We start from the raw sequence: 240 nt of genomic DNA, 5'->3' as shown, positions 1-240 counted from the left end.
AAGGCAGGATGTGTAACATGCGTGATGCTCAACAGACAGATCAGTTGACCCTGTTTGGTCACTTCTCCTTGACTCAAGGGGAGGACGTGCTCACTCATTTCAGCTACGACAAAGTCAAGGCGCTGCTGGTGTACCTGCTGCTTCATCGCCAGCCCGTCAATCGTGCCGCCCTTGCGGAGCTGCTGTGGCCAGACCAAGGCCTCTCCTCAGGCAGAACCAACCTGCGCCATGCGCTGCACT

General features: G+C 57.1%; 1 pseudogene. It reads left to right on the top strand.

Annotated features, from left to right (window positions below):
• Positions 1–17: 17 nt before the first annotated feature.
• A pseudogene (locus V0R37_RS23160) lies at positions 18–240 on the top strand (hypothetical protein); the annotation flags it as partial.

The organism is Pollutimonas rozaliensis, assembly GCF_048751585.1.
GTDB lineage: Bacteria > Pseudomonadota > Gammaproteobacteria > Burkholderiales > Burkholderiaceae_B.
The sequence above is the reverse complement of the archived record's forward strand: the minus strand, read 5'-3'. Positions and strand labels throughout refer to the sequence as shown.